The organism is Phytobacter sp. V91 (genome assembly GCF_965644225.1).
GTDB lineage: Bacteria > Pseudomonadota > Gammaproteobacteria > Enterobacterales > Enterobacteriaceae > CBFFRJ01.
The window spans coordinates 1-224 of sequence record NZ_CBFFRJ010000378.1 but is presented as its reverse complement, the minus strand read 5'-3'; the positions used below and the strand labels follow the sequence as shown (position 1 = coordinate 224).

Sequence of the window (224 nt, the reverse complement as noted above, 5' to 3'; positions counted from 1 at the left end):
CTGGGCAAAATATTCCATGAGCTTGCGAGCCAGAAAGGCTGTCAGATTCTGGAGGGGCATCTGATGCGCGATCATGTTCACATGTGCATCAGCATTCCACCAAAGTATTCGGTATCGACAATCGTCGGCTATCTGAAGGGGAAAAGTGCGATAGCGATAGCCCGGCAGTTCGGCAGAGGGAAAAACTTCACTGGTGAAGTTTTCTGGGCACGAGGATATTTTGT

General features: G+C 49.6%; 1 protein-coding gene. It reads left to right on the top strand.

All coding sequences use genetic code 11. The features are described 5' to 3' along the window. Positions 1-224 (top strand): IS200/IS605 family transposase (tnpA, locus tag ACSZO4_RS26040; protein WP_437891955.1); only part of this gene is annotated, 224 nt, incomplete at both ends.